This window comes from Bradyrhizobium cenepequi, from assembly GCF_020329485.1.
Taxonomy (GTDB): Bacteria; Pseudomonadota; Alphaproteobacteria; order Rhizobiales; family Xanthobacteraceae; genus Bradyrhizobium; species Bradyrhizobium cenepequi.
Genome location: NZ_JAGKJI010000072.1, coordinates 1 through 26,499, shown reverse-complemented (window position 1 = coordinate 26,499; position 26,499 = coordinate 1). Strand labels below are relative to the sequence as shown.

Below are 26,499 nucleotides of genomic sequence, written 5' to 3'. Positions count from 1 at the left end.
ACCGAGGTCGAGGCGACGAGGATGCCGTTCTGCTCGATCGTGCGGCCGGCGAGCGTGATGTCGCCCCGCGAACTGAAGACCATGCCGTCATTGCGGACCAGCCCGGCGCGGCTGCCGGCGTCGAACAACGGCGCGATCTCGTTGCCACGCGTCGTCGAGGGCTGGTTGGCGTCCGTGCCATAGCCGCGCCGCAGCACGAAGTCATCGCCCGCCGCGAGCTGGGTCTGGCCGTTGGGCGTGGTGATCGCGCCGGCATTGATGACCTGCCCGCCCATCAGCAGCACGAACCCGCCGCCGGATGTGACGGACGCCGGCGCATGGGTCTGGATCTGGGCGCCCGCTTCCACGCTGACGACACCACCCCCGGAACCATTGCCGAGCAGCGCGGCCGCATCGGTGAAGCTTGGCGTCCAGGTGGAGCCGGTCTGGGTCGAATAGATGCCGCTCAGGAACTGATCGTTCGAGATCTTCGCGGTGGAGGCGATCAGCGCACCGACATTGATCTGGCTTCCGCCGCCGAAGATGATGCCGTTCTGGTTGATGACATAGACCGCGCCGTCGGCCTTGATATTGCCGAGGATCTGGCTGGGCCGCCCGTCGGCGCCGAGCACGCGGTTGAGCGCGACCCAGTCGCGGTTGCCCTGCTGGTCGAAGCGCAGGTCGGTCCGGGCGCCGACGTTGAAGGTGTCCCAGGTGAGGATGGCCTTCTGCTGGGTCTGCCCGATATTGACCTTGACGCGATCGCCGTCCGTGAATTGTGTCGGCAGGCTCGCCCCCTGCCACAGGTCGGTTCCCGGGACGGCGCCAGCTGTTCTTTGAAGTCCACCCACGCCCAGACCATTGGGGACCGAAGAGGCATTCGCCGCGGCGCGCGCGGCATCACGGGCCGCCTGCTGGCTGGCCTGCTGCGCCTGGATAGCGAGCGTCGCCCGCCTGAGCGCATCCGAGGACTGGCTCGCGGCGCGGGCGGCTTCCTGTTGGGCCGATTGCGCTGCCGCAATCGCCGCCGCCGATGGTGTCGGCGCCTGTCCGCCGAGAGGCCTGGCGCACGCCCCTGAGGACGCGAAGGTCAGCGCAATGACGCTCGCCCCCGTCAGCAACGCGACGCGACGGCTCTTGCGACGGGGTTGGGTGGCGCGAAAGTCTGAGCCGCAGTTCAGCATCGGGTTCTCTCTCAGCAGGAGACATCGGACTGGTGGGATACCGTGAACGGCGATCCTCACCCGTGAGATGAACGGCAGAGCCGACGACCGAACGATTTTCTTGCTGCGGACAGAAAATTTTCACCGCACTCATTCGACAAGCCCCAACGGCTCGTCAGGCCAGAAGAACGATCCCGCCCGGAAGGTAGCGGGCCTTGGCACCGAAAATGTGCACGATCTGTGTGACAATCCTGTCCGTTTGCGATGTCGGCAAACGCGCAGTCAGAAGCCGTCGCCCGATATCTTCGTTCACAAGCACAATCCGGCCTGACCGATAGCGATTAATCTCGGCGACCACCTCCGCGACCGGCGTTCCTTCAAAGATCAACTGTCCGTGTCGCCACGCCATCACATTCTCAGGATCAGCAGCCATGACGCCGCTGACGCCTTGATCACTGTAACTGATCTGCTGACGGGCATTGAGCCGCGTGATGTTATTATTCCACATCACGTTGAGGCTGCCATCGAGGCAGACGATTGAAACGTGAGAACCGTCGCATCGGAGATTGAAGTCGGAACGAGTTGTGACGATGCGACCCGACGCGGCGAATACTGTCAGCTCGGACGATGCAGCGCTCGTCGAGAACGCCACCTCTCCGGCAATGAGTTCAATCTGAGTCTGATCGGCAGTTTGCGATCGGACTGAGATGCTCGTCTTGGTGTTAAGATCCAGCGACACCGTATCGGCAAGCGTCACCTGTCGTTGTTCGCCGGCTGCGGTGCGATAATCCGCCATCAACTCGGAATAGGATGGCCACAGGTCGAGCGGTGGTTTGGCCAAAACAAAGGCGGTGGACGCCGCCAAGGCCCCGCCAATCAACGCGCGGCGACCGATAGGCGCTGACCGCCTGGTTCGCGAACTGTTTGCCTGAACGGTCGGCGCTGAACCGGTGCTTTCCTGCATCCGCGCACTTGCAATCGGTCCCAGCGCATTCCACGCTCGGCGTGCGTCAGCATAGGCTGCGGAGTGAGCCTGGCTCCGTCCGTACCAGGTCTTCATGGCCTCGACCTCCGCCGACGTCATGTCTCCGCGCATGAACCGGCTGATCCATTCATAGGCTTCACGTTGAACAGGATCGAGACCGAAGGCCTCGTCGTCCGTGCTTGCCGCCGACAGGGTCATTGGATTGGACTCATCGCGTTTCGTCATCGCGCCCGTCACGCGCCGCAATCGCGGCCGCGTATCCTTTGGATGCTTGAGATGCCCCCGGACCGAACCGTTGAATCACGTCACGGCTCAAACGCGCCCCACACGTCATCAGAGCGATTTTCAGTTCTTTCTCGACAAGACGCTGCGAAATGCCCAACTCCTCCGCGATATCAGAGAGTTGCCTGCCCGCCACCCGCACGGCAACGATGATTTGGCGGCGTCGCGGTGTCAGTTCGTCAAACGCTCGCTGCAATGCTTCGATCTCCTGACGTGCTTCGAGAGTTTGCAGAGGACCTGGCATCTCGTCGACAAAGCCGAGCACAGCGTCAAGTTCGGACAGGTTCACCGCTCGCCGATCACGGCGGAAGCCCATCCGGGCGATGTTGGTGGCAATCGTCAGAAGATAGTGCTTCGGGCTGACCACACGCCCGATGCGTGCCGGCCGCTCGAGACGCAGATAGGTTTCCTGCAGGACTTCCCCAGCCAGGTCTTCGGACCCGAGGCGCCGCGTCAATACGCTCTTCAACTCATCGTACTGGCCGATGAGCGCCTGACGCAGTGCCGCTACGGACGAGTCACTCATAGGTCGACGCCCGAACAGGACTCGAACCACGAGGTTGCGCGCATTCCGCCGCCGTCGGTGATGTCCGTGGCAGGATCATCAGCGTCACCGGCTGCGGCATTGCCGGCGGCGGGGCCTGACCGATTGCAAGCGTGCGGATGGCCGCGGCGTAGGCGCGATCCCGTTCTTCCGAGCCCGTTTTGGAAAGGATTTCAGCGCGCGCGACGGCACCGGTCGGAGCGATCCAAAGCCGAATGATGAGCTCCGCGGCGTCGACCTGAATCGCTGACACCCGACAAAACGCTGCACGCAGACCGGCCTGGATGACGGCAAAGTAAGGCGTGAATTCAGCGGCTTTGCTCTTGAGCGCGGCTAGATCGTGCCCGTTCGCTGGCTGCGCGGGTGAAAGAATCGTGACTGTGCCCGGCTCGAATGAAGCGATCGAGAGTCCGGTGCTCTCCAAGAGCCGCCGCAAGGCCGCGTCCCGCGAAAATGAGCCGCGAAGAGCTGGCGATCGATGACGATCCACCAAGCTGCTTTCGTAATAGAGTTCCAAACCAGTGGTGATGCTATAGACCTTGAGCGACGATGCGAGCGGCTGCGACGGAATATCGAATTGGTATTCTGTAGCTGAGCCGGATACCTGCGCGAACGCCCCGCTCGTCTCGGCAAGAAGGATCGAAGCCGCGAACATAAGCGCTACGGCCCATCCGTAACAGAGGTAGGTAAATGCGGTACGCTTGCTCCTACATTTTCTGTTCTTCGCGCTACCACGCATCAGTGCCGCCCACCCGTACGGCTCAGGAGGCGATTTCAGGTCTAGAAATGCCGGACGGCCTGCCTACTAACGGTTAAAAACACGATGTCGCATTCCCAAGGCTGGGGTCGACATCCGTGGCGCACGCTAGTGAGGCAATATTACGGTTTGACGACAACGGCGCCGCCACTTACCGGGCCTACGCCTCGGCCCGCGTACCAAACTTGTTTGTATAGGCCGCTTCAAGCCGTTCGATTTTGCCGTCCATGTTGTCGATCAACGTCGTCCAGTCGAGCGTTGCGGGAGGAATGGTCCAGCCGAATGCCGCCGCGTGATCCAGCTCGCGACGAAAGTGCGAGGCATAGACCATCAGCTTCTTGGGTACACACCCGCGGATCACACAACTGCCGCCCATGCGGTATTCTTCCGCGAGCAACACGCGCGCACCATGTCCGGCGGCTATGCGCGCTGCACGCACGCGCCCGATCCACCGCCGATCACCACCAGGTCGGCGTTCGAAGTAACCATGGCGGCGCCTCAACCCTCCACCGCCTGGCCTTTTGCCGCCGTTTGACCGAAGAGAACCGCCTTGGATTCTTCGGTAACGACTGGACCTCCGTTCAACCATTCCCGGCCGACGTTCCATCCTTTGCGCACCTTGGGGCGCTTATTCATTTCCAAGAACCAGCGCTTCAGGTGAGCGAAGTCATCGAGATTCTGGCCCTGTCCTTTGTACGGCTTGATCCAGGGCCAGCAAGCCATATCGGCAATCGAATACTCTCCCGCGACGAACTCGCAGTCAGCCAGGCGCGCGTCCAGCACTCCATATAGACGGTTCACCTCGTTGGTATAGCGCTCGGAGGCATAAGGAATCGGAGTGCTGACGTACTGGCGAAAGTGGTGTGCTTGGCCACACATCGGACCAAGGCCGCCCATTTGCCACATCACCCATTGCAGGACAGCGTACCGATCGCGCGGAGATGTCGGCAGGAACCGCTGATACTTTTCCGCGAGGTAGATCAGGATCGCGCCAGATTCAAATACTGAGATCGGGGCGCCACGGTCTGCGGGCTCCAAGTCGACGATCGCGGGCATGCGCCTGTTCGGGCTGATTTTGGCGAATTCGGGCTTGAACTGATCGCCTCTGCCGATATTCAGCGATATCAACCTGTAGGGGATGTCCAGCTCATGAAGCAGAATGGTGACCTTGCATCCGTTCGGTGTGGGCCAATAATAGAGATCAATCATGTCTACGCTTTTCTTCAGCCACTTATGTCAGGATAGGAGTTCGACGCTGCCAAGGGTGGCCTCGACCTGAGAGCGAGCCGTCTGTTGGAGAGCAGCAAATTTCTCTCGTAAGATGCGATAGCATTTCGCGTGATATTTGAAGGGTGCTTGCATGTAACGCAGCCCCTTGACTTCGAGCGCGAACGATTGCTCGTTTGCTGCGACGGCTTTGTCATTCGCTCGCAGATATGGAAGATACACTTCTGCGGCGAGCCGAAGCAGTTCGACGCTTCCCGCGCTTAGGGCTGCCATGCTCATGTTAGTCGGCTCGATGCCTGACGCATCCTCCAGAAGCTGGAGGTAAGGAAACACTCCCAGTCCTTCCTGTCGCATCACCGTCCAGGGCGTCGGATCAGTGGCGAGCGACTGCAATTGTCCATAGAAGCCGAAGTCTGCAAGCGTGGGGGCGTCTCCGAAGATAAACGTCGTCTTTTCCGATATGCGGTTCATCGCGCTCAGAAGGCGACCGAAGCTCATCAGTATCAGCGCGGCATTCTCGGTTGTCGCGCCTACGAGCGGCATGCGCGACTGCTGTCTAGAGGCGAAATGCTTTGCGGCCTTCTCGAATAGCGCTTGCGGATAATTACCACCAAGGAATTCACCGGTGACGATCCGGCTCTTGTAGGCTGCATCCAGATCGTTGCCCCACCTATAAAGGAAAGCGATTTTCACCAACCATTCGTCCGCCATATCTTCGAGAAGGTCGGAGCAGAACGCGACCACCGGGTCTTTTGGCACCACTCCTCGTTCCGGATGCCGCTCGTCGAGGAGGTAGGCGAGCGTGGTCGATTCGTTTCGGATCGAGCCGTCTCCCGGCAAATAGACCGCCGGCACGACACGTGGCGTCAACCCAGCAAGCTTCCGATTTGAGGCATCGCAAAGCGGCGGATGGGGAAGGTCCTCCGGGATCCAGTCCAGGGTCGCCGGCATCCAATCGAATGGAAGCCGCTTGTATCGCATCAGCGACCTGAGCTTGAGCGCGTATGGTGATCCGATCGATCCAAATAGCTTGTATCGTGCGGTTGTGTCGGTGGCCGGCGTGGGAGCGGTTGCGCTTTTCATGCCCGCACGCTAGCGCACTGCATCTTCTCCCTCTTGAGGCGAGTGCGACAAACGTTACGGCAAACACGGCAAGTTGGCGTTGTCCCTTACGCCGTATTGATTGCCGTTTATGGCTGAGAAGGCACCCGCGTTTTTTGGGAAGCTTCTGCAAACAACCTGGCCGAGGAACCCCATGAATCTCGCTCGCGTTCTCACCAACCGCGCCCGCTTTAACCCTGACCGGACGGCAATCGTCTTCCGTGAGCAGCGGCTTTCGTTTTCCGACTTCAACAGGCGGATCAACCGGCTGGCGAACGCGCTGCTCGCTCTGGGCGTCAAGCAAGGTGATAAGGTCGCTTGCGTAACTCCCAACTGCCTCGAGATGGTGGACCTCTACTGGGCAACGGCAAGGATTGCGGCAGTGGCCGTTCCATTGAGCCCACTACTCAATGGGATTGCGCTCAAAGGCCTCATTGATCACTCGGACTCGGTCTTCGCGCTACTTTCGCCGGAGGCGGCCCGAGAGTTGAGGCCTTCGGGCCCTCACAGTCCCGGGATCCCGATGACACACAGGATTGTGGTCGGGGCGCGCCTAGAGGATCACAAGAGCTACGATCAGTTCGTATCTAACGCTCCGACAACAGAGTCCCCGCGATGCGATGTTGATGGGTCTGCCCCCTTGATGATCGTCTATAGCAGCGGAACGACCGGAGAGCCCAAAGGGATAGTGCTCAGCCACCATGCGAGATCGATGTACTGCACGCTCTATTCCATAGCCTGGCGAATGACGCCGGAGAGCGTCTCATTGCATACGGGATCTCTCGTCTTCAACGGCGCGTTCATGACGTTGCTGCCGAGCTTCTTCCTCGGGGGAAAGTACATCCTGCACGAAGCATTCAACCCGGAACACATTCTCGAGACCATCGAGCAGGAGAAGGTTACTCACATGGTCATGGTTCCGTCTCAGATCATCGCCCTGCTCGACTGCCCGTCATTCAATCCTGCGCGTCTTAAATCGCTCGAGGCTCTCATTTCCCTCGGCGCCACGCTTCACTTGTCCCAGAAGCGCCGACTAATGGAACATCTCGGCGACCGCTTCTACGAGATGTATGGTTTGGCCGAAGGATTCATGACCATCCTCGACAAGACGACGGCACGGTCCAAGTTGGCGTCAGTCGGAACGCCCCCTCCCTTCTTCGAGATAAGGATCGTTGACTCAGACGGAAACGACGTGCCGCCAAACACCGTCGGCGAAATTGTAGGCCGCGGTCCGATTATGATGGAGGGTTACTATCAGCGCCCGGACTTGACCAGTAAGGCAATTGTCGCCGGATGGCTGCATTCGGGTGACGTCGGCTACCTCGACGAGGATGGCTTCCTGTACCTGTCAGACAGGAAGAAGGACATGATCAAGTCTGGCGGCGTCAGCGTCTATCCGCGCGACATCGAGGAGGTAATCGTCAGGCATCCGGCTGTTCAGGAAGCTGCCGTATTTGGAATACCCCACGACAAATGGGGCGAGACACCCGTTGCCGCCGTCGTGTTAAATCCCGACGCGAGGCGCACCGCAATTGACGAACTCAAAGGCTGGATCAATCAAAACGTCGGCGCAAAGTTCCAGCGAATTACCGATCTTGTCATACTTGATGACTTCCCACGCAACGCGGCTGGGAAGACCCTTAAACGCACGATATTGGAAGCCTACCTCAACAATCCGGTGCGCCCCACCTGACGCTTTCCACGCGTTAGCGATCAGGCGTCAAGAAATTGACCGGGCGTCCGCCCGGTCACGCGGCGGAACATCTCGATGAAGGAGCTGGTGTTCTCGTATCCCGCGTCGTACGCGACGGAAGTTACCGACTGTCCGAGATGCAACCGAACGATGGCGTCCTGAATCCTGACTTGGCGACGCCATTGAGCGAATGTGAGGCCGGTCTCCTTCTTGAATAGCCGCTCGAGAGTCCTGGTGCACCCTCCCGCGGTGTCGGCCCATTCAGCAAGCGATTTGTTGTCCGACGGATTCTTTTGCAGCTCTGCACATATCCTTCTCAGTCGAGTATCCCTGGGTTCGGGCACGTTGAAGACAACGTCGTCGGCGGGCATGAACTCCAAGACCAGGAGATCGAGCACCTTCGCCTCTCGGCTACCGCTCGCGAACCACTGCCTACCTTGGACGGCGCTATGCAGGAGCTCGCTGAAGAGAGGTGAGACGGTTATGGGACACACGGAAGTCGGCAAGTCGGGCCCGAGCTCTCTTGAGACTTGGAGATTGCGCAGTTTTACTTCGGTCGACGCGACCACTTCGTGAGGCGTCCCTTCGGGCACCCACACACCTTTCTTGCCTGCGATCACGAACGGCCGCCCGCCCGTTCGTACCGTCACCACGCCGGCCGGCGCCGTCATGATCTGGCCCCGGTGGTGACGGTGCGCTTCGATGGTGCCGCCAGACTCCAGCTCGAGGCCAAGTCCGTGTATCGGTGAAGGACCGGTCTCTGCTTCCCAGCTGGCAATCGTAGCCGCACTCAAGGTTGATAGGGGCATAGCGCCGCGCCTCTCGTGGTTCGCCGACCGCCGCGTAAGTGTCTAGCAAGTTTGATTCACGTGAGAGGACGGCCACGTGTTTCCGGCATCGCCAGTATTGTCGCGACAGTCAGCAAGTTCAGCAGTGCGAGGTAGCCAGAAAAGATATCCATTCTATCCACGCTCGCAAGCCAATTCTGCACGTATGGTGCAGTGCCGCCGAACAGAGCCACCGTCAACGAATAGGGTATGGCGGTTCCGGTGGCGCGGATGCGCGTCGGAAAAAGCTCCGCATACACGGCCGGGCAGATCGAGGTCCACGCTGCAAGCACGAACATTGATACAGAAATCGCCACGGCAAGCTGCCAGAACTCGCCCCGGATGAGTGTCACCATCGGATAGGCAAGGATAATGGCGAGCCCTGCACCAACGAGAAGGTTCGGCTTTCGTCCTACGCGATCGGACAACATGCCCCAAAGCGGCTGCACGACAATGTAAACTACACAGCCAATGAAGAGCGCCCACAGCGCACCATTTGCCGGCATATGTTTGAAGTTGATCGAATACGATGTCGCGCCCGACACCCAAGTGTTGTAGCTGACGGTCGGACCGGCAGTTAGCCCAATGACCGTTAAGACGGCGATCCTGTTCTCCCAGATTGAGCTCCACGTCGATCGATCATCGGTGCTGCCCTTGGTTTCGGCGATCTTGAAGGCATCAGGCTCTTCCAACCCCTTCCTGAGGAAAATGGCGTAAACGCCCAGAAGTGCACCGAGGAAGAATGGTATGCGCCAAGCGTACGCCTGCATGGCTCCGTCCGGAAGCACTGCGTTGAGCACGAGAGCAACGATTGTCGCTAGCAGAGATCCCATGATCAACGCGATAAACATCGAGCTTGCCCATAGGCCTCGACGGTTTGTAGGTGCGCTTTCGACCAGGAACGTGTACGACGCTCCGATTTCGCCGCCGAGACCAAAACCCTGGGCCAATCTACCGATGACGAGTAAGAGCGGCGCAAGCGTTCCGATTGCGGCGTGAGTTGGAGAAACTGCGATGATCAGGCAGCCTGCTGCGGTCACCGTCATAGACACGACCATTGCGTAGCGTCGTCCTTTTCGGTCGGCCAGCCGACCGAAATACAGTCCGCCGAGCGGTCGCAGCAAAAATCCCACCGCGAAGATGGCCAACGTCGAAAGCAACGCGGCAGTCTTGTCGGTGGGACTGAAGAATTGAGGAGCAAAGAACGGAGCGAAAATGGCGTAGGCGGCGAAATCGTACCACTCCAGGACGTTGCCTATGCCCGCTCCAAGAATAACCGACCGAACGTTGCCCGGACGATGGGTAGGCGCTTCCTCCAAGGGAACACTGATGGCTTCCGTGCTCATGTTTCCTCCGATGTGATTGCTTTTTTTCGGAGGCTATCAAATTGATGGCGAATGCCTTGCCGCTTCAGCGACATTCAGTATCGCAAAATGGACACGAGTTTCGCTAAGTGGCGCGGTTTGCCGCGCCCATGAGGCTCTTTTCGCACCGCACTAGATAAGGACTTACGAGCCTTCGACCTACACAAGCGCACACAGGACCGACGTGGAATCGAGTTTTCCGCACTGAAAACGACTGGCCGGCAGGATCAGCGATTCACTCGCGGTCGGTTGTGACTTGCCTCGGCGTTATTGAGACGCTGCGCGTGCGCTTCATTCGCGTCCTTCGATCATCGTCTAACCCTCACGGTTACGCATGAATTGCTGGCGAAGGACCATCTTGTCGATCTTTCCGGTCTTTCCCTTTGGGAGATCATTCCAAAAGCTGATCTCATCGGGAATCTGCCATTTCGGAAAAAACTGCGACATATACGGCTTGAACTGCATCTCGAAGCGCTTGCGGTTTTCCGGCGTGTCGTGCTGGAGGACGATGCAGGCGATCGGGCGCTCCTGCCACTTCGGGTCGGGGCGCCCGATCGCCGCCGCTTCGCGTACATCCGGATGATTGGCAAGCTGCAGCTCGATCGCTTGGCTCGAAATCCATTCACCGCCGGATTTGATCAGATCCTTGGCGCGGTCGACAATCCGGACATAGCCGTGAGGATCGATGGTGGCGATGTCACCGGTCCGCAGCCACTCGCGCCCTTCATCTCTCGTGAAGGATCGACTGCTTCCATCCGGACCGGCCGAACCGCCAAAGTAGCCCGCAGCCGCCCACGGGCTGGCGACCTGCAACTCGCCAGGCGCCGTTCCGTCCCACGGCAGCCGACGGCCGTGCTCGTCGACGATGCGAACCGTACAGGTAGGAATCGGCAGCCCCTGCGCGGTCCGGGTGTGCGGCCTCTCCTCCGGGGCGAGATCCGAGCGTTCGACATTGGTCAATCCCAATGGCGATATTTCCGTCATCCCCCAGCAATGCATGACCTCAATCCCGAACTGGGCGAAGCCGTCGATCAGCGATCGGCTGACGGCGGCGCCGCCGACCGGCAGGCGCTTCATCGAGGCGATGCGCGCTGCCGATGCGGGTTCGGCGCGGAGATGATCGAGAAAATTGGACCAGACGGTCGGCACTGCCGTGGCCATTGTCACGCCGGCTGCATTGATGAGCTCGACTAGGCTCGCGGGATCGGTTTGGCGGCACAGCAGGGCAAGAGCGGCGCCGGCCATCATTGCTGCATAAGGAAAGCCCCACGCGTTGGCGTGAAACATCGGAACAGCCGGCAGGCAGACATCACGCTCGCGCATCGCAATGCCATCCACGAACAAGCATCCCAATGTATGCAGCGTGGTCGAGCGATGGCTGTAAAGAACACCTTTGGGATCGCCGGTCGTCCCGGACGTGTAGCACAGGCCCGATGCCTCGTCTTCGCCGAGCGAGGGCCAATCAATATTCGGCGGCTGGGCTTCGATGAAGGCCTCGTAGAGGGCGCATAGGCGCGCCTGATCGGTCGATGGAGCCGCTGCTTCATCGACATGCTCATCCTCCATCACGACCACCCGCTTGACGCAGGCTGGCACGCGGATATCCGCGCAGATGGTGCGCCAGATCGACTGGTCGACAAACAACAGCTCATCCTCGGCGTCAGCCAACAGCTTCTCGATATCGCCCGATGAAAGCCGCGCATTGATCGTATGCAGCACGGCGCCCATGCAGGGCACGGCAAGGTACAGTTCAAGGTGCCGGTGGGAATTCCAGGCGAGCGTAGCGACGCGCGCACCACGATCAACCCCACATTCCCTGATGGCATTTGCCAGCTGGCCTGCCCGTTCGACTATCTCGCGGTAGGTCGCAACGTGAAGCCGGTCGGGGAAGCGCGTCGTGACCGTCTTGTCCGGATAAAGCACAGCCACACGCTCGCGTATCATATTCAGCGTCAACGGGACCTGTTGCATCAACCCGGTCAGCATCCAACCTCTCCTGCAGTTTCTTCGGAGAAGCTTGACATTTCGGCTGGAGCGGCGCAACATTTTTCGAAGATTATTCGAATTTGGTGACGTCATGAACTTTCAACTGCCCGACGAGCTCGTTATCTGGCAACATCGCGTAGGGGAGTTCGTTCGGACGGAACTGCAGCCTCACGATGCATCCATTGAGGAAACCGGCGTCGTCCCCGAATCTGCGATGGCTGGTCTTCGCAGGATGGGCCTGTTCGGCACCAATACGCCCCAAGAGTACGGCGGCCTTGGGCTCTCCATGCTGGGAAGTTGCCTTGCCATCGAGGAACTCGCGAAGGCGCATACGGCCTTCTACTATCTCAGCGGCGTCAATGTGCATATCGGCTCGAAGGCGATCGAGTTCTATGCCCGCCCTGGAATCCGCGACAGGTGGCTGCCCGAGCTTGCCAGCGGTCGGATGATCGGTGCCTTTGCGCTGACGGAGCCTGGAGCTGGGTCCGATGCTGCCCGGATCACGACAACGGTACGGCGTGATGGCGCTCATTACATCCTGAATGGAAAGAAGATCTACATCACCAACGCACCAGTCGCCGGCGTATTCACGGTCTTCGCAACGCATGATCCCGGTGCGGGCGCCAAGGGCATCTCCGCTTTCGCAGTTGACGCCACTACACCGCGCCTGCGGATCGGACGTATCGTCGAAATGGCCGCCGGCCGCGGCAGTGCCCATGCAGAGGTGATCTTTGAGGATTGCCGCGTGCCGCGCGACTGCCTGCTCGGCGAGGAAGGCCAGGGCTTCGGCATAGCGATGCGCTGCCTCGATGCCGGACGAACGCACTGGGGTGCCTATTGCGTCGGCGCGGCTTCGCAGCTCCTGGGTTATGCCCTCGACCACGTGTCACAGCGCGAAGCCTTCGGCCGCAAGTTGCGTGGCCATCAGGGGATCGAGTGGGAGATTGCCGACATGACAGCGGCGCTTCATGCCGCCCGCCTTGTGGCCTATGAAGCTGCCTGGCGCTACGATCAAGGCGATCCCGCCGCGCGCACCGCGGCCGCCGCCCTGTCCAAATATACCGGGGCCGAGATGGTCCAGCGCGTTGCCGATGCGACCCTTCAACTATTCGGTGGCTCGGGTTACTCGAAAGACCTGCCGATCGAACGCATCTGGCGCGAGACGCGTGTGGTCGGCATTCTCGATGGCACGTCGGAGATCATGCGGCAGATCATTGCACGCGATACCTTCCGGCGTCACGAGCACAAGAACGCGCCGAACTGACATCGGCGGCCGGAGGCGCGGGCACGGCTAACGCGTCATCCGAAACAAGTGGGAACCGCTTTTCCGGAACGATTATGCTCGGCAAAGCACGCGAAACGAGAGGGTCGCGAGAAAAGTTGTCGTCCTCTAAGCGTCGACGCCAAGGAACCGCTGCTGGGCGATCGCATCTCCGGCCAATTCGGCCGAGCTCGCCTGATGGACGATCCGCCCCTGCTCCAGGATATAGTGCCGGCTGGCGAGCGACAGGCAGACATCCATGTTCTGGTCGACGATCAGGATGGACATTCCCGTGCCCCGGTCGCGGATCAATTTCAACGCATCGACGATCTCGTCGATGATGACCGGCGCCAATCCTTGTGTTAGCTCGTCCAGCAGCAGCAGCTTGGGATCGCACATCAGGCCGCGTGCAATGGCGAGCATTTGCTGCTCACCACCCGACAGCGCCGCTCCCGAATTGCTTCTGCGCTGCCTCAAGCGTGGAAACATGCGGTACGCCGCACGGACAGCCCACCGCAAGCGCCCAGAGCAGTTGCGCCCAGAGCAGTTGCGCCCATCATTTTGACAAGCCGCCTGCGCGTCAGACCTCCAGCCATGGTTCACTCCCTCTCCTGCCCGTGCCTTTCCCGCACCGCTTCGAGCGCACGCTAGAAGCGGGGAAATCGCCCGTCAAGTAATTTCGAACATTCTTCGAAAATTTGAGAACGCCTTTGGCTTGGCCTGCCGCCGCCGGAGTTCTAGTGTCCGTCGGATTGAAGGAGGCTGGAGTGGTGGCAGGAACGACTTTGAAATTGAAGCAGCAGCGGAGCCGCGATCGCCGTCAGCAGATCCTTTCCGCCGCGACAAAATTGTTTGGCGAAAAGGGTATCGATCGCACGTCGCTGACCGAAATCGCCGCAACCGCGAAGGTGCCGTTATCGAGCATCTACGATTATTTCGAAGACAAGCGGGCCCTCGTGCTCGAGGTGCCCGAGGAGAATTTTGCTGCGCTTTATGACAAGACGGAGCCGCTCCTGGTAAAGGGCGGCGCCGACCCCATTGAGCAACTCAGGATCACTTATTTATCGAATTTCGAATATATCCGGGAGAACCCAAGCTGGGGACGTGTGTTCTTCCTGGAAATCTGGCCAAGCGTTACCGCAGCCGAGCCAAGAATCAAGAAATCCGTGGACCGATACGCCCTGCGCTACGTGCAACTTATCAAGCAGGCCATTCGATCCGGTGTATACCGGAAGAACCTTGATCCCTACCTGGCGATGTCCCTCCTCATGGGCGGCATGTGCCACGTCACCGCCGTGTGGCTGCTCTACGGACGGAAGTACGACCTGCTCAAGAAAGGCAGAGCCGTATTTGCGACATTGCATGAGGGCTTCTTGAATCAGTAGCAGTTTGCAGTGTCGGCGGCGAAAGCCACAATCAAGTTGATGATCTTACCGCAATTGCTGCAAGCCAGACGGCGAGGCGACTCCTAGAGCATGATCCGGAAAAGTGTGAAGCGGTTTTCCGAAAAGATCATGCTCAAACAATAACCTAAAGCACTATGATGATTCATCCTCATCTCATCGCGCTTTAGTGGATCCTTCAACTGCTCGTTTCGATTTCTCCATCCATCTAGGCTGGCGCCGACCTTGAGGGGGCGACCGATGCATGAAATCCTCGCCCTGCTTCCCGGCAAGACGAAGAAGCAGATCTGGAATAGAGCTTGTCATAGTGGCTGGCGGCGTCCGCGAACACCGCCCAAGGTCTGTGAACTCAAGCCGTATGATGACGTCAGGGCCCGAGCCTTCACGAGTTGGCAAAACTGGCCGTTATTTTCAGCAGACGGACGCGACGTGTGGACTGGGCTCACCTTGCCATGGCAATTGAGATTCTTGATGGGACAATCCAAATTGCCTGGCGGTCCGATGAAACCGTATGATCCCTGCCGCCGAAGGTTATCCGAGATCGTCGATATTGAAATAACGCGGCGTGTTGGCGTCGCCAGAGCTATGAAGCTTTAATCGAGGATTCGGCGGCCTTAGAATAAGAAAACTTGCTGTGGCGAAGCCACCGAAACAGCCGCTCTATATTTCGAAGGCGGCGCACCACCTTCTAGCAATCTCAGCGAGTTACGCTCGCCCAAAGCTGCGCTTCCGAGTAACTTTCAAAAGCAAATATCTTATATTTCAACGCGTTACGCTTGGTGCGCTCGGAGGGCGGTCGCGTTTTGCTGTGATTTCAATATGTTGCCAACATCTTTCAAACCATAAGGTGCATTTCAAGCCCAAAAACACCTTTCACAGAGGCCGCCCGAGGAGCATCGCCGCAGCGACTGTTAAGAAACCGGGCAGCTCCTTTCAGCTGTTTCGACCCACGATGCTTTCCGCGCAGCTTCACTCATGCCGACTACTGGCGGGCGAGCCGATGCTGCTCCTCCGGCGTCAGTTTCCGCAGTTGATCGTCCGTCAATTGCCCAACGCCCACGTACTGGACTGAACTCGTCGGGTCGTAGCTCTGTCGACCTTGCCCACCTCGACGGCGTTCTTCACCTCCATCCGGCGAGATCGTCTCGCCACCGCCGAAGCCGAGGAATTCGACGATGATGACCGACGGACGATCGCTAGTGTTGGGCGCGGCTGGCTGAGCCTGCTGCGTCGCTGCCGTCATGTTACTGCTGGTGGCCAAGGCCGCGACCGGCGGCGCCTGCACCGTGGGGATGCCGGTGGCAGTGCCCTGGACCTGGATGTTCGCGGCGTTGAGGATCTGCAGCGCCGCGAGATTGACGTTGCCGGAGACGCGGATGCCGGCCTCGCCCGCATCGATCGTGCCCAAGGGTGCGATCAGGTCGATGTCGCCGGGCGGCACCTCCGAGACCGGGTTGAGCGTGGCGATGCCTGCACCGGACGATGGCACGGTCGGGGCCAGGCTGACGTTGCCGTAATTGTCGTAGACACGGCGCGGCGGCGTGTAGACCACCGTGGTCTTGGCACCGCGGCCGGCATTGATGTCGCCTTCCGCCGACCAAGCCAGGATGTCGCCGCCGAAGGTCGTCATGATGCGCGACAGCCCGAGCAGGATCGAGCCTTTGGAATACATCTGGATGTCGCCCGAGCCTTGGGTGACGACGCCGGCCGTCGCCGGCGGCACCTCGCCCTCAACGCCGATGACGATCTGGCCGGCCGGGTTGAGTACCTGGATATTGCTGCCAAACTGGATGTTGTCGCCGCCAAACAGGGTGCGCAGGCCCGAGCCACCGAACAGGACCACATCGCCGTCGCGCGCGATGGGTGTCCCCGCCGCGTCCGTCTCCGGAAACAGCATGGCAATGGCCTGCCGGCCGCGCAGATACGAACCGTAGCGCGGGCCGTTCGCGTCGTTGTATTCACGTCCGCCCGCGAGAAGCTCGTCATAGTAGACCTCGCGCAGGAATACGCGTTGCTGCTCCGGCGCCAAGCGGGCGAAGAAGGCTCGCGCGTCCATGCTGGCCGGGTCGAAGACGACCGGCGTGCCGTCATCGGCAAACCGCAAGCCGGTGTCCCGCCCGAAGCGTTTCGTCAGCCACTCGGTGAGTTCTTCCTCGTAAGTGTGCGCCACCTTGCCGGGCTGATCGGCCAGCGGATGGCCCGGGGTCAGGTCGGCCTGGTTGGCCGGATCGAGATATAGTGCTGCAAAGACCGCCCAGTCCGGGCCGGCCGCGCCGACACCGGCCTGGATGACGATGCTGGCCCCGGGGCGGGTATCGCCGGCGGCCACCGGTCCGATGCTGGTAATGCTGCCCAGGTTGCCCTGGTAGATGTTGCGCGCGGCCGTGACTTCCAAGCTGCCGGGGCCGCCAATCTGAACGTTGGCGTACCATATGTCGCGCCCGGCCTCGATGACGGACACGTCATTCTCATTGGTATTGAGGATGAAGCTGGGCGCAGGGATGGTGCCGCCGGCGGAATTCACCCCGCCGCCCTTGGTCTGACCGAAGTTGACGATGTCACGTCCGGCTCGTACCGCGACCGCTTTTGCGCCAGCATAGACCGTGGCTAAATTGCTGCTTTGGCCCACCTGCCCCAGCGTGACGTCGACCACGTCGCCCTCCACGGCATAGACCCGAATCGGGTTTCTGTCGCCCTCGTGCAGGCGTGCCGGATCTGCAAAGCGCGCGGGATCGGCGTCGGCGCCGGTCATTTCAAAGCGTGCACCTTGATTGGGGGCAGTAATATACCTGTCAGCCGCGCCGTAGATCGAATCCCACGCAAGCAGTTCGAGCTGTCCCTGGGGCGAGGGCGCGAGCCTGAAGATGATCGAGCCATATCCATTCCCGGCAATAACATCAGGGACATCCCGCAGGCCGCTGTAATAGATGCTGCCGCTCGCCGCTGTCGCGTAGAAGCTGGGTGGCAAGGTGAACGTGTTTGCGTTCCCAGTGTTTTCGTTCTGGTTCGCCCAGTCCTTCGTATTATAGGGAACCAGATTGCCGCCGGCCGAAAACAGCTCGATACCCGTGTCCGCCTGCCAAAGGCTCGTCTCCGCCCCGGCCAGCTTGCCGACGCCGCCGAGCACCAGATCGCCGCGGGCGCGCAACGTCACGAAGCCGTCACCCGGCATCACGATCGGCCCGCCTTGCGGACCCTCGGCGCCCAGCATCATGGCGCGGGTCGGGTCCGGCGCGCGCGGATCGTTGAGTTCGTTGACGCCGTAGAGCAACGGCACCGAACCGATGGCACCGGCACTGATGGCGACATCGCCACGCAGGTTGGTGAACACACCGTTCAGCCCGTCGTCGGCATAGGCGTCGCCGATAGCGGGGTTGAGATGACCGCCGATGGAAACCATGACGTCGCCGCCGCCTTGCGCCCCAACCACCAATCCGGTGCTTTGATAGGTGACTTGGTCGAACGCGGTTAGGGTCGATGCGGACATCTTGCCCGCATTGCCGCCGACGCGGATCGTGACGTTGCCGCCGCCGAGCGCGCCAAAGCCAACGAAGCCGGTGGCCTTATTCGCCCAGGCGCGGATGGTGTCGGTATTGGCCGCGTTCGAATCATAACCGCTATAGATCAGGCTGGTCATATCCCCTTGGACGGCGACATAGAGGTTGGCGGGGCTTTCGTCGCCCCAGCCCCTGGTGGAGACGTTGTAGATCGAACCCTGTGACAGGTTGCCGCCGACCAGGATATCGAGATCCCCTGCGCCGGTGCGCAGGACACTGGCTGGCGGAACCGAACCAGGAACGATGTGATAGTCGCTGAGAGCGAGATTGCCCGAACCGGCCAATGCGCTGCTTGCGGTGAGCGTGCGCGTCGCGGCGGCAGCCAGATCGGCCCCGGCAACGAGACGGATTGACGAGGATGAAGACCCTGCCGCCAGCGCCAGCGCATCAGGCGACGTGGCAGGCTGAGCGGCCACACCGGACGACACCAATGTCTTCGCGAGGGACGGGGCATCAGCCGTCCCAATGAGCGAATCCGGCACCGAGATCCCGCTCAGGGCCGTTCCAGCGGGTATCGTGTCCCCTATGTTATAGGGATCTGTTGCGCCACTTTTTTTAGGCCTGAAGCCCGAGTTGTTGTAGAGTGTGGTCGCCGGCACGGTCCAAGCGGCCGTCAGATAGACCGTGTTCAGGGTGCGATAGAAGCCTCCGAGCGGGGCGAGATGGCTAAAGTAACTGTCGGTCTTGATGTCCGTCACGTAACCGGAATATTGCGCCGGAACTCCCGGTAATGCCTTAAACCCATCCGAGATGCTGCCGTTGATGTCCAGATTGCCGCCCGCGCGGATCACCAGAGCCATCGCTTCGCCAGCGCCGTAGCTGACCGATGCCGTGTCGCGATCCGCCTGCGGTCCGTAGCGGTATCCCGCAAGGTCGATGTCACCCTTGACCACAAGGTTGCCATCCGGCGTGGCACTGTCGATCTCCACTCCGGGGCTCAGGTGGACTGCGTCGCCATAGGCCAATAGGCCTTGCAACCGGCTACGCAGGCCAGCCTCCAGCACGCCGCCGGTGACGTCGCCGCCGTAGACATTTTCGATGAACTTCTGGCTGTCCTGATCGATCAGACCGAGCCAGGCTTGCGTAATCTCCTGGGTATCGGTGCTGCCGGCTTGATACGGCGCGTTGGCGTAGACGGCCACGCCGTTGAGCATGATGTTCTTGGCGCCACGGATGTCCAGCGGGCCGGCGGCGTCGATGGCGATGTCGTTGCCGGTGGCGTTGGTGGGTGCGCCGGCGCCGGTGGCGCTCGCATCGGTGGAGCCGAGGCGCGGGGCGTTGAGCGTCAGCTTGCCGCGCGATACGCCGTCGGCCGAACGGATGTCGAAGACAGCGCCGGAGTTCAGCACCAGGCGGCCGTCGCGGGTGCTCAATTCGATCTCTGCGGTATTGGTGGCGCCGATGGCGACGCCTTGGCTATCGACCCTGAGCACGGTACCGTGGGCGTCGAGCGCGCCATTGACGATGACGTCATCCTGCGCGGCCAGGCTGATGCGGCCCACTCGCTCGCCGCTGGCGTCCACCGTACCGTTGACGACAAGGCCGCCGCCGTCGACGGAGACGGAGATATCGTGTGCCTTGAGTTCATTGCCGATGGTCAGGTCGCCCTGCTTGAGCGTGAAGCGGCGGCTCTCGGTGAAGCCGGCGTCGGTGAGGCGGATGTTCAGGGCCGCGAAGTCGCTGCTGAGTTGGCCCACATTTGCGCCGATCTTCTGGGCGCGGATATCGAAGGAAGCACCATAAGCACCCGGACCGCCGCTGCCCAGGAGGGTGCCGCCGAGCAGGACGGCGCCCTGGCCCATGCCGGTTGCGGTGAGCGTCAGGCTACCGGCGTCACTTCCCTTGGCCGATACGTCGATGACGGACCCGGCGTTCTGGACGATGTTGCCGGAAGTGCTTTCCAGCAGCACGTCGCCGCCCCAAGTATATTTCGTCACATCGAAGAAGCCGACGCTTTGGCCGGACAGATCAAGACGGCTGTTGGCCCCCAGCAGAACGTCATTAGCCGCAACCACCGAGAAGCGGCCGCTAGGCAGGTAGACGGTTGAATCGAGGTTGACGGTGCCGCCGGAGGTGATGTCGATGCTGGCGCCCAGCGCCGCAGGTGTGGCGGCGGACGGCGAAGCGCCGACGGGCCGGACCAGGCTGACCGCCTGGCCGGCGTACAGGGACAAGACGGAATCGGCTTCGCCCCTGAGCAGCGGCGTGACGAGGTTAAGCACGCCGCCTGTGCCGGCGTAGGTCTTGGGATTGAACCCGCTGGAAGGATCGGCGCCCGTGGCATAGACGGACAAGGCGCCGCTGTAGTTGGCAGTGATGGCTTCGCTGGCGTTGAAGTTGACGGTCGAGAAGCCGAGCGCCAGCCGGTCGAGCGTGACGGCGGTTGTCGGCCTGCCGTCGGCAGGATAACCCAGCACGATATTGCGTGCGTTGACGGTCAAGCTGCCGGTGCCGAGCCCGGCCGGCAAGATCGCTCCGGGCGTGGCGCTGGTGCTGTTCTCCAGCAAGCCGTTCCACACTAGGGTATCCACCGTGATGCTGGCCACGTCGCCCGTACGCCCGGCGCCATAGATGGCCGGAGTTTCGAGCACCAGTTGGCCCAGCCTCTGGCCGGCGCCGCTAAAATTCAGATCGACGCTTCCGTAGAAATTCAGCGATTGGCTCGCCGAGAGGATCAAGCTTTCAATCGCCGGCGCGCCGATGGCCGAATTGCCGGTCAGCAGCAGATCGAGCAGGCGCTGATCGAGCGCAAGGCCCGCCGGCAACGTGCGGGCCGCAGCCAGCGCGGCCTCGTTGCCGATATTGATCGACGGCAAAGCCAATGTCAGTTGGCGGGCGGCCAGGAGCGGCCGGCCCGCAAAGTGCACGCCTTGCGTGACGAAACCAATAGAACCTTCGGCATAAAGGCTGGCGCCGTCGCCGATCGTAATGCCGCCATTCGTTTTGAGGGAACCAACCTGCAGATAGCCGTTGGAGACCGCGAGCAGGGAGTTGACGAAATTCGTTATCGCTGCGTCGTCGATGACATACTTATAGCCGGTCGCTTGCGAATCGGGCGTGTGCACGCCCCACCCCAGCGTATTGATCGACGCCCCGTTCTCAATGGTGATGTCGCCACCCGCCAAGATGACCTGGGAGCTGCGCAGGACGGCTCCGCTTTCGACAGTGATCGGGTTGGCCACATACTTCGGTTGGACATAATAAGAAGCCGAGCTGATCCCGATCAGTAGCTCCCCTCCGGCAACGAGTTTGGGGACACCGCCCAGGTAGAGAGCGGGGGCACCGATGGCGTTGATCGCCGAGGCTGCCACTGGGGTCAACTCGGCGCTGCGCTGAACCGTACTGCCATCGGCAGTGATGAACAGCTCATTGGGCGTCGAGCCATATTTGTCTTGGTTTTTGGTTAGAATTGCAAGGCTGCCGTCGTAGGCGCCCTGCGCTCCACCGAAGAGAGCTTGGCCATGGAAGGTCAAGGCCGCACCGGCAAAATCAGCGGCATTGTCGGCTCCGGTCGCCAGCGATCCCAAGTCGATTTCGAGGAACTTGCCGTCATCAGGCAGCAATGGGCGCAACGTGCCGAACGTGGCTGCATTGCTCAACATGAAGTCCGCGTACCCCTGCTCGTTATATTGCGAGTAGGCACGCACCTTGTTGCCCGGCATCACGATGAGCTGGGTGGGCAGCGCGTCACGGATCGCGGTGTGGGCCACGCCCTGGTAGCCGGAGAGGACGTAAGAGCCGTTGGCGAGCGACACGGCACCCGCGAGCGGCGAGGTGGTGGTGGTGCCGAGTTCGACGCGGTAGGCACCGGGCAGCAGCGCATAGTTGGCCGGCAGCAGCGTATAGGTGCCCGCCGCGAGACCCGGTACACCGTTCGGGATCGTAATCTGCTGGCCCACCGCCGGCGCGTCGCCCGTCCATTTGGCGCTGTAGCCGCCGACCGGTGGTGCAACGCCTACGCCCGGCACGATGGCATAGACCTTGTTGCCGGCATCGCTGAAGGAATTGCCGGGATTGGCGTTGGCCAGGGCGGTGGTCAGCACGTCCACCGAACCGCCGCGGCCGGAGATGAAGGCCGCCCCCATGAGCGTGCCGCCGCCGGACAGATCGAGCACCGCATCCGAGTTGACGACGACCTGCGTGCCTTTGAGCGCCACCCCCAGGGTGCCCAGAATCTTGTCGCTTCTATCAGCCTGGTAATACTCCCCGGTCAGCAGGTTGACAGCGACGGTGTTGTCCTTGCTGCCATCGATCGTGTAAGTGACGCCGTCGATCGTGCCGCCATAGGGGATGACCAAGCCGGCGGCGCTGACGGAGGTAATGCTGCCCGGCAGCAGTTCGGTGCGGCTGTTGAACGTGTCGCCGCTGTCGGCATTGACGCCGAGGGTGATGGACCCGAGCGGGGCGCGCACCACTCCGCCCTGACGCACGGTGGGGGCCAAGAAGCTGATCTTGCCGAACACCGAATAGGGCATATCCGGCGTAGAGCCGTCCACCGAGGCGATGGTGAGCGTGGCGCCGGCAACATGACTGGCGACAACGGCACCACTGCTGGCCACATAGCCGGCACTGACGGTAACGTCGGCGCCGCTGGCGGGATAGACCTGCTGGGCGGTGAGCAAAAGGTTGCCGTCGGCGGCGTTCAGATTGGTCGCCGGCGTCGAGACATCCGGGATCGTGCCAGCAAGGAAGCGGATGTCACCGGTGCTGGTCAGGTTCGTATCGGCAAAATGCGTCGTGACCGTGTTGCGCACATCGATCAGGCCGGCACCGGTGACATTGAAGCTGCCGCCCCTGACGCTCCTAAGCGCGGGCAGCAGGGTCGAGGCGGCGTCATAGCCCTTGGGCACTGTAACGCCGACGTTGCCGTCCAGGAAGACATAGGGCGCGTTCAGCGTGACATTGCCGCCGGCGGCTCCCGCATAAGGGGCACCCTTCGCCAGGGTGATGCTGCGTCCGGCCGCGAGAGTGACGTCACCATCGAAGACGACGGCGTTGCGGCCCCACAGCGAAATGCTGTCGAACCCGCCGGCTTCGATCTGGCGCGCGCTGATGCGGCCTTGGCCCAGCGCCAGCGTATCGTCGACCTGCCCAGGCAAAAGACCATCGGCCAGCGCGCCCGGAACGGTATCCTGGCCGATGCGCAGCACGCGACCGACCATCAGTGCGGCCGTCGAGCCGGTAGGGTAATAGGGCGATTCCAGCACGAGCTCGAGCACGCCGCCCGAGGCGCCGGCGCCGCCAGAGAGAGCTTTCAGCGCGCCTTCGGCATAGATGCCATCATAGGAGTGCAGGCTGATGCTGCCGCCGTCGCTGGCGACGAGCGTGGGCGTGAAGCCAGGAGTGATGCCCCCGGACGACACCACATCGATAACCGCCTGCGTGCCGGAGGCGTCGAGGAGCGCGCCCGGCCGGATGACGATGTAGGCGTCGGCCGCGTTGGCGAGATTGACCGAGGCCTCGTCGCCGGGCACACGGCCGAGTTCGATCCTGCCGCCGTCGGGCAGCACGCCGTAGCGGCGGCCTTGCGCGTCCACAGCGACATGCGCAACCGCAGACACGTCGAGAACCGCGCGGCCGCCGATCCAGAACGAGGCCGCAGCCGGGCCGTCCTTGGCGACCAAATCGTCGGCGGGGTCAAATTTGTAGGTATCGAGCAGCGAGATGCTGCCGCCATGCGCCGTGATGCGGCCATCGACTGTGATCTGGCGGCCGCTGCTGAGGGTGACCGAGTGGCCGGGATCAACCTCGATGGAGGCGCCCTCGGGGACGTAGACCCAGCCGCCGATCGTCTCCGCGATGCTCTGCCGGCCCGAGCTCAGGTTCAGGTCGACGCCGGGGCGCTGAGTCAGCGTGGCGGTCGAGGGGTCTTCCGCGTAGACCGGCGCCAGATAGTGTTGCAGCGTCGGATAGGGGTCGCTGTTGGTGGCGATGCCGTAGCTCTCCTGCGTGAAGCGCAACACCGGCATCGTGGCATGAATCTCGACATTCTGCTTGCCGATGACGAGGGCTGAATCGCCGTGGATATTGTAGCTCGAAAAGCCGCTGCTGAGGAGATCGGCCGACAGGTTGAGCTGGTTGACCGGCTGGAACTGGATCGGAACGGCGAGATAGCTGTCCTGCTTCAGCACGTCGCCAGCGTGATAGGTGACGGGAGCAGACACAACGGTGCCCTGGGCCCAGGTCCTGACGAGCGTGTAGTTGAGGTCGCCGTTCCGGACCTCGACCAGATTGGCGAGGAAGGTCACCGCGGTCACCAGCGTGCTGCCTTTTGCGATGAGTCCGCCGGCGGATTTGAAGAGCCCCGCCGATTGTCCTGTGGGGTCTATGTAGTAATAACCGGCATAATCATCCCGATAATTCATTGCATTCGGCCCGACGAAGAGGTCCGCGGTCAACACGATATTGTCGCCCGCCGCGACGACCCAGTCGCTTGTGAGCAAGCCTCGCGGAATCGTCTCGTCCTTCGGCGCCACCGCCGGCGCGGGCAGCGGCACGCCGGCCGGCCATACGACCTCCTTGGTCAGCACCACATCCACGGGCAACACCTGGCCCGCCTGCATCGATGTTCCCAGGTTGAAATCCTCGCCCACCACGACGATGCCGTCGCTGCCCAGGGTCAGCTTGCCGCCGCGCGTGAAGCCGTAGGAGGCAATCTCGCCGTCGAGGGTCAGCTTGCCGTGATCGTTTGGGGTGACGATGGTGGTGTTTTCTGGCCCATAGTTGGCAATCAGGCTAATGTCGCCGCCCGCACCGCCCTTCGTTTTTCCATTGACCAGAATGGCGCCGCCTGCCGAAGCATCGATGCGCGCGCCGACGGAGAGCGTCACGTCCCCGGTGCTGCGGACGACGACGTCGCCGCCATCGATCAAGGCGAGGCCGGAAAGATCGCCGTCCGGATCGAGCGGCGCGTTGGTCCACACCCCGCGCGTATCGATGAACGAACCCGGGTTCAGGGTGATGCCGGCCCTGCCAATGGCGGGCAACAGTACTATCTCAATAGTGTCGCCATTGGCGGTCGCGCTATTCAGCACATTGGTCAAGGTGACGGAGCCGCCCCTTGCAGTGATGGTGGCGTTGACGTCGACCATCGGCGCGATGAGGGAAACCGAGCCGCCGTCGGCCACCGACAGCGGGGCGTCGACGCTGATCTTATCGCCGGTGGCGAGATCAATGCCGCCAAGCTTCCGGTCATTGAGGTGGCCGGCGTCGAGCCAAAGGGTATTGGTACGCCCTGCGGGCAGCGCACTTTTTGCATCAAGGCCGGAAGTCACGCCCTCGACGTCGGCGATGCGCACGTCCGTATTATAGACATTGGCGCGGCCCATCGCCGTATACTGCCCGAGCGCCAGCGTGCCGGCCTGTGCCACGACGTTCTGCGCGAGCTTGTACCCGTCATCAGCTCCATCCGATCGCGCAGTGGACTGCCGTTCGCCCTGCACGACATCGGCCAGGATATCGCCCTCGAAGATCGCGGTCGGCGTCGACAGGATCAGTTGGCCGGCGTCGCGGCCGACCGTGTAGCCCTCTTCCCAGCGCACGCTCTCGCGGCCGCGACCGAACGGGCTGGTCCAGACCTCGGTGAGGTCCCAGTTCTCGCCTTTCCAACGATCATGCGGGCGGATGAAGCCCTGGCCGAGACCATAGAAGGTCATGTCGGCACGGGCGTCGTTGATGTTGTAGAGCCGGCCGTCGGCCCCAAGGAAGTTCGTGGTGCGGATATAGCCGGCCTCGTAATGGACCGAGCCGCCCGAAATGTCGAACACCGATCCGGCCTGCGCGATCACTTCCAGCGCCGACAGCGTGATGGTGCCGCCGACCGCACTCCATTCCCCGATCTTGTGCGAGGTGTTGGCGAGATAGCCGCCGACCTCGAGCAGCCCGCCCGGCGTGTAGTAGCGATCGCCTGCGTAGCCGCCGGTGCCCGACGGCACGTAGACCAGGTCGCGGATATCGATCCAGACGTCGGCGTTCTTCAGCGCGTCGCTGTCGCGGTTCTGCGGCGAGTCGCGCAGCTCATTGCCCTGGATGTTGATCATGATGTTGTTGGCTGACATCGCCAGCGACACGTTGCGCACGCCGGAGACGTCGATGGTGGCGCCGCTCTCGGTGAAGATGCGGCCACCGGCGGAGACCGCCACCTGCCCGCCCTGCGCCATGGTCAGCGATCCGGCTTGTTGCGACGCGCCGCCCTTGAAGATCACGTTGCCGCCGGTGACGATCTCGATGCGCGACTGATCGAGGCGGTCGGCGAGCAAAGAAAGATTGTCGAACGGGCCGGTCGCCTGCTGGCTGCGCTGCTGGTTGGCGGTGGCCGACGCCGCGATCAGCCCGTCGCGTTGGCTGTTGAGCGCGGTCTCCTCGCTCTCG

At 61.7% G+C, this 26,499-nt stretch carries 14 protein-coding genes and 1 pseudogene; 3 read left to right on the top strand and 12 right to left on the bottom strand.

Going from position 1 to position 26,499, the window contains the following annotated elements; all coding sequences use genetic code 11:
* From J6497_RS37335 to J6497_RS37305, 7 genes and pseudogenes are all read right to left on the bottom strand, one after another.
* Positions 1–1,163, bottom strand: a 1,163-nt coding sequence (locus J6497_RS37335) for a two-partner secretion domain-containing protein (RefSeq protein WP_225709183.1), incomplete at its 3' end; no start/stop codon positions are given.
* A gap of 154 nt (positions 1,164–1,317) precedes the next feature.
* Positions 1,318–2,325, bottom strand: coding sequence for a FecR family protein (locus J6497_RS37330; protein WP_225709182.1), 1,008 nt, complete (start codon positions 2,323–2,325; stop codon positions 1,318–1,320).
* 10 nt (positions 2,326–2,335) lie between these two features.
* The gene (locus tag J6497_RS37325) at positions 2,336–2,935 is read right to left on the bottom strand and encodes an RNA polymerase sigma factor (RefSeq protein ID WP_225709181.1); all 600 of its coding nucleotides are present in this window, start codon (positions 2,933–2,935) and stop codon (positions 2,336–2,338) included.
* Entirely contained in the window at positions 2,928–3,608 is a 681-nt protein-coding gene (locus J6497_RS37320; RefSeq protein ID WP_225709180.1) for an STN domain-containing protein, read from the bottom strand. The genes J6497_RS37325 and J6497_RS37320 overlap by 8 nt, the downstream gene beginning before the upstream one ends.
* Before the next feature lie 292 nt (positions 3,609–3,900).
* A pseudogene (locus J6497_RS37315) lies at positions 3,901–4,199 on the bottom strand (FAD-dependent oxidoreductase); the annotation flags it as partial.
* 9 nt (positions 4,200–4,208) lie between these two features.
* Positions 4,209–4,919 carry a glutathione S-transferase N-terminal domain-containing protein gene (locus tag J6497_RS37310; RefSeq protein ID WP_225709179.1) on the bottom strand — a complete coding sequence of 237 codons (711 nt, stop codon included), beginning with the start codon at positions 4,917–4,919 and terminating at the stop codon, positions 4,209–4,211.
* A 27-nt stretch (positions 4,920–4,946) separates the two neighbouring features.
* Positions 4,947–6,020: a glutathione S-transferase N-terminal domain-containing protein gene (locus J6497_RS37305; protein WP_225709178.1), complete on the bottom strand. Its 1,074-nt coding sequence runs from the start codon at positions 6,018–6,020 to the stop codon at positions 4,947–4,949.
* 172 nt (positions 6,021–6,192) lie between these two features.
* Here J6497_RS37305 and J6497_RS37300 point away from each other — a divergent pair, with 172 nt between their 5' ends.
* Positions 6,193–7,731: a class I adenylate-forming enzyme family protein gene (locus tag J6497_RS37300; protein WP_225709177.1), complete on the top strand. Its 1,539-nt coding sequence runs from the start codon at positions 6,193–6,195 to the stop codon at positions 7,729–7,731.
* 20 nt (positions 7,732–7,751) lie between these two features.
* On the opposite strand, the gene J6497_RS37295 is transcribed toward J6497_RS37300, so the two are convergent.
* The 3 genes from J6497_RS37295 to J6497_RS37285 all read right to left on the bottom strand — a co-directional run bounded on the left by J6497_RS37295 (position 7,752) and on the right by J6497_RS37285 (position 11,908).
* The gene (locus tag J6497_RS37295) at positions 7,752–8,540 is read right to left on the bottom strand and encodes an AraC family transcriptional regulator (protein ID WP_225709176.1); all 789 of its coding nucleotides are present in this window, start codon (positions 8,538–8,540) and stop codon (positions 7,752–7,754) included.
* 56 nt (positions 8,541–8,596) lie between these two features.
* Complete coding sequence (locus J6497_RS37290) at positions 8,597–9,904, bottom strand: MFS transporter (RefSeq protein WP_225709175.1); 1,308 nt, start codon at positions 9,902–9,904, stop codon at positions 8,597–8,599.
* A gap of 333 nt (positions 9,905–10,237) precedes the next feature.
* Positions 10,238–11,908 carry a long-chain-fatty-acid--CoA ligase gene (locus tag J6497_RS37285; protein WP_225709174.1) on the bottom strand — a complete coding sequence of 557 codons (1,671 nt, stop codon included), beginning with the start codon at positions 11,906–11,908 and terminating at the stop codon, positions 10,238–10,240.
* A 91-nt stretch (positions 11,909–11,999) separates the two neighbouring features.
* Between J6497_RS37285 and J6497_RS37280 the strand changes: the two genes are divergently transcribed.
* Positions 12,000–13,172 carry an acyl-CoA dehydrogenase family protein gene (locus tag J6497_RS37280; protein ID WP_225709173.1) on the top strand — a complete coding sequence of 391 codons (1,173 nt, stop codon included), beginning with the start codon at positions 12,000–12,002 and terminating at the stop codon, positions 13,170–13,172.
* 126 nt (positions 13,173–13,298) lie between these two features.
* Here the strand turns inward: J6497_RS37280 and J6497_RS37275 are convergent, their stop codons facing one another.
* On the bottom strand, positions 13,299–13,658 hold the full coding sequence (locus J6497_RS37275) for an ATP-binding cassette domain-containing protein (protein WP_225709184.1): 360 nt from the start codon (positions 13,656–13,658) through the stop codon (positions 13,299–13,301).
* Between the two features lie 278 nt (positions 13,659–13,936).
* Between J6497_RS37275 and J6497_RS37270 the strand changes: the two genes are divergently transcribed.
* Positions 13,937–14,554, top strand: coding sequence for a TetR/AcrR family transcriptional regulator (locus tag J6497_RS37270; RefSeq protein ID WP_225709172.1), 618 nt, complete (start codon positions 13,937–13,939; stop codon positions 14,552–14,554).
* A 1,000-nt stretch (positions 14,555–15,554) separates the two neighbouring features.
* On the opposite strand, the gene J6497_RS37265 is transcribed toward J6497_RS37270, so the two are convergent.
* A partial coding sequence (locus J6497_RS37265; RefSeq protein WP_446479936.1) for a filamentous hemagglutinin family protein occupies positions 15,555–26,499 on the bottom strand: 10,945 nt, incomplete at its 5' end.

What these genes read in the sequence shown, in the direction of transcription:
- J6497_RS37275 (WP_225709184.1), bottom strand. Translation starts at nt 13,658, where the DNA reads ATGTTTCCACGCTTGAGGCAGCGCAGAAGCAATTCGGGAGCGGCGCTG.
- J6497_RS37290 (WP_225709175.1), bottom strand. Translation starts at nt 9,904, where the DNA reads ATGAGCACGGAAGCCATCAGTGTTCCCTTGGAGGAAGCGCCTACCCAT.
- J6497_RS37305 (WP_225709178.1), bottom strand. Translation starts at nt 6,020, where the DNA reads ATGAAAAGCGCAACCGCTCCCACGCCGGCCACCGACACAACCGCACGA.
- J6497_RS37280 (WP_225709173.1), top strand. Translation starts at nt 12,000, where the DNA reads ATGAACTTTCAACTGCCCGACGAGCTCGTTATCTGGCAACATCGCGTA.
- J6497_RS37310 (WP_225709179.1), bottom strand. Translation starts at nt 4,919, where the DNA reads ATGATTGATCTCTATTATTGGCCCACACCGAACGGATGCAAGGTCACC.
- J6497_RS37325 (WP_225709181.1), bottom strand. Translation starts at nt 2,935, where the DNA reads ATGAGTGACTCGTCCGTAGCGGCACTGCGTCAGGCGCTCATCGGCCAG.
- J6497_RS37320 (WP_225709180.1), bottom strand. Translation starts at nt 3,608, where the DNA reads ATGTTCGCGGCTTCGATCCTTCTTGCCGAGACGAGCGGGGCGTTCGCG.
- J6497_RS37300 (WP_225709177.1), top strand. Translation starts at nt 6,193, where the DNA reads ATGAATCTCGCTCGCGTTCTCACCAACCGCGCCCGCTTTAACCCTGAC.
- J6497_RS37295 (WP_225709176.1), bottom strand. Translation starts at nt 8,540, where the DNA reads ATGCCCCTATCAACCTTGAGTGCGGCTACGATTGCCAGCTGGGAAGCA.
- J6497_RS37285 (WP_225709174.1), bottom strand. Translation starts at nt 11,908, where the DNA reads ATGCTGACCGGGTTGATGCAACAGGTCCCGTTGACGCTGAATATGATA.
- J6497_RS37330 (WP_225709182.1), bottom strand. Translation starts at nt 2,325, where the DNA reads ATGACCCTGTCGGCGGCAAGCACGGACGACGAGGCCTTCGGTCTCGAT.